The following is a 1,061-nucleotide window of genomic DNA, read 5'->3' as shown; positions in this document are numbered from 1 at the left end:
CGCTCCCTCGCCGAGGCGGCGGCCGCACGGGGCGCCTGGGACGAGGCCCTCGTCGAGCGCTTCCGGGCCCTGGTGCGCTCGCTCGACGAGCGGACCGTGCTGCGGGTGTCTCCGGGCACCACGGCGCACGGTCTGGCGCTGCGCGCGTCGGCGGCCTTCCCCTCCTCGGCAGCGGCGCTGCGGGGAGCAGCGGATGATTTCGACCGCGTGCGCTACCTCGGACTGCCGTGCGGACCCGACGAGTACGAGCGGGTCGTCGCGCTCGATCGCGAGCTCGCCGCCGTGTCGCCCGCCCTCGACGCGCTCGGGGCCGCCCGATGAGCGTCGACTCGGTCACGACTCCGACGCTCGGGGCGATGCTGCGGCGCGGCCGGATCTGGGCGGTGCTCGTCGGGATCGTCGCCGTCGGCACCCTCCTGCTCATCGTCGGCACCGGTGCCCGCGTCCCGGCTCCCGACCTCGACGTCGACAGTGCGGCACCGGACGGCGCGCGCGCTGTGGCGCAGGTGCTCCGCGAGGAGGGCGTCGAGGTGGTGCGCGCCGACGACCTCGCCTCCGCTCTCTCCGCTCTCGCTCCGGGGGCGACGCTCCTCGTCGACGATCCGGAGACCGCGCTGGAGGAGGAGCAGTACCGCCGGCTCGCCTTCGCATCGGACTCCGTCGTCCTCGTCCGGCCCGGCGGCGCGGCGCTGGAGTCCCTGCTGCCGGGCGTCCGCTTCGCCGGCTCCCCCCGCGACGAGGGAGTGCTGCGCGCCGACTGCGGTCTGCCCGCGGCCGAGCGCGCCGGCACGCTCCCCTCCGGAGGCAGCAGCTACCGTGCCTTCGACGCGGGCGTGACCGGCTGCTTCCCCACGGGCGACGACGCGTTCGCCCTGGTCAGCGCCGACGGCCCGGGAGGCGCCACCGTCACCGCGGTCGGCGACGCCGACCTGCTCCGCAACAGCACTGTCGACGACGAGGGCCGGGCCGCTCTCGCGCTCGGCCTGCTCGGCGGCGAGGACCGCCTGGTCTGGTATCGGGCCGCTGCCGATGACGCCGCGGACGCCCCCGTCGATCCCGCC

At 76.6% G+C, this 1,061-nt stretch carries 2 protein-coding genes; both read left to right on the top strand.

From position 1 onward, the window contains the following. Positions 1 to 321 (top strand): DUF4129 domain-containing protein (locus ACH61_RS15585; protein ID WP_153038962.1); only part of this gene is annotated, 321 nt, incomplete at its 5' end. Further along, on the top strand, positions 318 to 1,061 hold a 744-nt coding region (locus tag ACH61_RS15580; RefSeq protein WP_153038961.1), incomplete at its 3' end, for a DUF4350 domain-containing protein. The genes ACH61_RS15585 and ACH61_RS15580, both read left to right, overlap by 4 nt.

It is taken from the genome of Rathayibacter tanaceti, from assembly GCF_001634385.1.
GTDB lineage: Bacteria > Actinomycetota > Actinomycetes > Actinomycetales > Microbacteriaceae > Rathayibacter > Rathayibacter tanaceti.
The sequence above is the reverse complement of the archived record's forward strand: the minus strand, read 5'-3'. Positions and strand labels throughout refer to the sequence as shown.